Origin of the sequence: Pseudomonas agronomica (assembly GCF_025917275.1) — a bacterium.
GTDB classification, from domain to species: domain Bacteria; phylum Pseudomonadota; class Gammaproteobacteria; order Pseudomonadales; family Pseudomonadaceae; genus Aquipseudomonas; species Aquipseudomonas agronomica.
Window position 1 is genome coordinate 1 of sequence record NZ_JAOSHO010000491.1, and the last position, 3,622, is coordinate 3,622.

5 protein-coding genes are annotated in these 3,622 nt (G+C 62.0%); all 5 read right to left on the bottom strand.

Annotated elements, in window-relative coordinates; genetic code table 11:
- Window positions 1–61: 61 nt before the first annotated feature.
- A complete protein-coding gene (locus tag OC610_RS23255; protein ID WP_264431163.1) occupies window positions 62–1,024 on the bottom strand; it encodes a heme utilization protein in 963 nt (320 codons plus the stop codon).
- A gap of 60 nt (window positions 1,025–1,084) precedes the next feature.
- Window positions 1,085–1,663, bottom strand: coding sequence for an adhesin (locus OC610_RS23260; RefSeq protein WP_264431165.1), 579 nt, complete (start codon window positions 1,661–1,663; stop codon window positions 1,085–1,087).
- Between the two features lies 1 nt (window position 1,664).
- On the bottom strand, window positions 1,665–2,111 hold the full coding sequence (locus OC610_RS23265) for a hypothetical protein (protein WP_264431166.1): 447 nt from the start codon (window positions 2,109–2,111) through the stop codon (window positions 1,665–1,667).
- 310 nt (window positions 2,112–2,421) lie between these two features.
- The gene (locus tag OC610_RS23270) at window positions 2,422–2,946 is read right to left on the bottom strand and encodes an AAA family ATPase (protein ID WP_264431170.1); all 525 of its coding nucleotides are present in this window, start codon (window positions 2,944–2,946) and stop codon (window positions 2,422–2,424) included.
- Window positions 2,943–3,506, bottom strand: a complete 564-nt coding sequence (gene pnuC / locus OC610_RS23275; protein ID WP_264431168.1) for a nicotinamide riboside transporter PnuC — start codon at window positions 3,504–3,506, stop codon at window positions 2,943–2,945. Before pnuC ends, OC610_RS23270 begins: the two co-directional genes overlap by 4 nt.
- Between the last annotated feature and the right edge of the window lie 116 nt (window positions 3,507–3,622).

The following is a 3,622-nucleotide window of genomic DNA, read 5'->3' on the forward strand; positions in this document are numbered from 1 at the left end:
AAGATTCATCCAAACCCTAGGGAACAGCATTACTGTTGCCGGGGCTTCGTTTCATGCGCGTTTACATGCAAGCCTTGCAGCCGGCTGCAATCGACAGCGAGTTGCTTTGCTGGTTGCCCACGCCCGCCGACACGTTGGCACCGCCGTTGCCGGAGAAGCCGTTCATGGAGTTGGTCATGGTGGCGTTGTTGTAGACAGGGTTTTTCCAACCGTCGCGAGTCAACACTTGCTGGGTGTTGCTGCCGGCCAGTTCAAAAGTGCCTGCGACGGAGATCTTGTCTCCATCATGATCGCCACCGTAACCGCCCTTGTGGTCCCAACCTCCTTCATCCTTGATCGTGCCCTTGGCCTTGAAGGTGCCAGAAGCTTCATAGGTGCTGGTAAGGGTGTCGGTCTTGTAGGTCTTGACGCCTTTGTTGTCCACGACGAGACCGGTGGAGGACTGGTCAGCCGAAGCCGAGGCCTGGGCGACACGGCCACCCGACACGGCGATGGCCAGGTTGTTTTTCTGCTGGTTGAAGTTGCCGGCGGTCACGTTGATACCGATGTTGCCGGAGCCGTTGTTGCCTGCGCTGGTCAGCGAGGCGTTGTTTTGCGTGGAGTTGTTTTTCACATGGTTGTTGTTATTGACTTGCGTGGCGCTGGAAGCGGCGACAGCCGAACCGAAGATGAAGCTCTCGTCGGCGGTGGCCAGTGCGGCGGCGTTGTCCTGCTGGTTGCCGTCGCCAGCGGCGATGTTGGCGCCCATGTTGCCGTTGCTGCCGTTGAGCGAGTCAGTGGCTTCGGCGGTATTGCGGGTCGCCTGGTTGGTCACTACGTTGCCGTCGCTGTTCTGCTCATCCAGCACCGTGGCCCCAGCGCCGGCACTGATAGAGAGCAATTGATCCAGCGTCGGCCCTTGATGACCATGGTTGCCATGGCCGTTGCCATGACCGTTGTTGTCGTTTCCTCCAGCCTGTGCAGCCATTGCCATGACAGCGGCGAGAGCGAAAACCAATGGTTTTAGCGCCATTGTGGGTTTCATGGTGTTTCTCCTTGCGTGTCGTTGGTTAAGTGTTGGTTCTTTCTTATGTGCTGCGCCGGGTCAGTCAGCGACCCGGATGCTCAGGGTGTTAGCCATGCGGTTCCCCACCCCGGCACTCTGGTTCACCTGGATCACCCCTCGGCTGCCGGTGAAGGCCTGGTCGCTGGTAGCGACCTGGCGACTGCCGGTTGGGGTGTCAGTTGCTCCGGAGTTCGGTACCAGCGCCACGTTCTGCTGGGAAAGGGCGCTGTCATCCATGCTCTGCGGACGGGCACTGATGCCCACGCGCATGACATTGGCCATCTGGTTATTGGCGCCGGCGGACTGGTTGACGCCCAGCACACCGTTACCGTTGGTGAATGAGCTGCCGCCGATGCGCGCGCTGGCGTTCAGCGCCGGGCTGGCCGGTGTGTCGAGGCGTTGGCGCACGACGGTGGTCGCCTGGGCGTCGGTGCCGATGGCGATCGCGCGGGTGTTGGTCTGCTGGGTCTGGTCGCCGGCCGCCTGGTTGACGTTGAAGTTGCCGGTGTAGCGGCTGCCGGAGTTCTGCAAGTCGGCATGGCTGCTCACCGCCACGCCTGGATCGGCGAGCGCGGCGGATGAGCCGAGCAGGGCGATCATGAGCCAGGTAGGGTTCATCTCACTGGCCTCCCGCCAGCCGACCCAATGGGGCCAGGCCGGAACTCAGCGAGCGGTTGATCGTGCCGGAAATCGCGCCGCCGCTACCGCCGCCATGGCCGGCACCCATGCCGGGCATACCGTTGGGGTTGGTCACGACGTTGAGGCCTTGTACGCCGGTGTTCGGGTTGACTGTGTTACGGATCGTCGAGCCGCTGGCCACGCTGGCGAATTCGCCGTCGCTCAACTCTGTGCTGGTGATCGCCTGGTTGATCCGATCGGACGGATTGGCATTGACGGTGGTCGGGTAGGGGTCTTTGCCGCCATTGCGACCAATATGAACCGGTTGCACGTCACGGTTGAGTACGATGACGCCGTTGCCCTCGGCCTGCGCCGGACCACTGAGCGTCGCGCTGGCGGCGCAGCCGATCAACAACAGACAGATCAACCTTCCGTTGAATGTCCCCATGACATCGATTCCTTCTTCACTGGACGCTGGCCCTAGTCAGCGTTGCGAAGGGGAAGAGCAGGTGTTGTGCCGTGTTTTGAAAAGTCTTTGGATTCAACCGTTTGCAGGTAATGGCAAATGTCTGGCGCACAACCTGTTTCATTCCTGAGACTGGGTGTGCGGCCCACGACACGCCGCCCGCCGTCGTATGGCTCTGGATCCAGGCTTGGGAGGAGGGTGTTTCAGTGACTTGACAGTCAGGCTGGCGATCGCGTGAAGCGAGTTTGGATCCGGCTTTGGCGGGCGCTTGCTGTTTCAGCGATGAAACAACTCAAGCCTGGAGTAGCCGGGAAACGGCCGCAAACACCTGCTCACGACGTTGGGTCCAGTCACCTTCGACCTTGACGAAAGGTTGTTGATGGCGAACCAGCCAGTCTTCGATGGCTTGGAAAAAAAACGTGCGTTCGGCCAGCGCTGGCTGACAACGCAAGCCGTCACCGACCCATTCGACCTGCTCGGGACTGAGCAGCAGGTGCAAGTCATAATGACGCGCCAGCAAGGCCGGTTCGAGCCAGCTCGGGCAGTCGCTGAACAAGGTCTGGCTCCAGAGGATATTGCTCAACAGGTGGGTGTCGAGAATCAGTAGCGCCGGCTGCCGGGCACGGGCGGCGTCTTCCCAGGCCAGTTGCCCGGTGGCGATGTCGGTGATATCGGCCAGGCAGGTGTCGCGCTGGGTCTGTTCCATGAAATCACGCACGTATTCATCCACTCGCAGGCCGCCAAAGTGGGCCTGCAATTGCGCCGCCAGCCAGCTCTTGCCACTGGATTCCGGGCCGGTCAGCACCACTACCTTCATGCGCGCAGCGCCGGGTCGGCGCGCCATTCCCGCCAGCCTTGCACCGCCAGCAGGGTGAACAGGGCGTAGAGCGCGGCAGTCAGGTAGAGGCCCTTGTAGATGAACAGGCCCACGAAAATCACATCCAGGACGATCCACAGCGGCCAGCATTGCACGCGTTTCTGCGCCATCCACCACTGGGCTACCAGACTGAACCCAGTGAGCGCGGCGTCGAGCCAGGGTTGCGCGGCGTCGGTCCAATGGGCCATCGCGGCCCCCAGCGCCAGGCTGCCCGCCGCACCGATGGCCAGGCCGAGGGCCACCGACGGCCCTTCCAGGCGTGTCACCTGTCGCCCGTCATGGTTGCGCCCGGCGCGGGTCCACTGCCACCAGCCGTACAGCTGCAGGACGGCGTAGACGACTTGCAGCAACATGTCGGAATACAACTTCACGTCGAAGAAAATCCAGGTGTACAGCAGCACCATGACCAGGCCGATCGGCCAGCACCAGGGGTTCTGCTTGACGGTCAGCCAGACAGCGATCACGCCGAGGGCTGCGGCAAACAGTTCAAGCCCGGACATGGCGGTTCCTTGGGGAAGTTGGGGAGGGCGGGGATTGTAAACGCTATGGGGCGTGGAGCTCCAACTTCGGTGCTGAACGTACTGGCGCTATCGCGAGCAGGCGCGCTTCCGCTGGG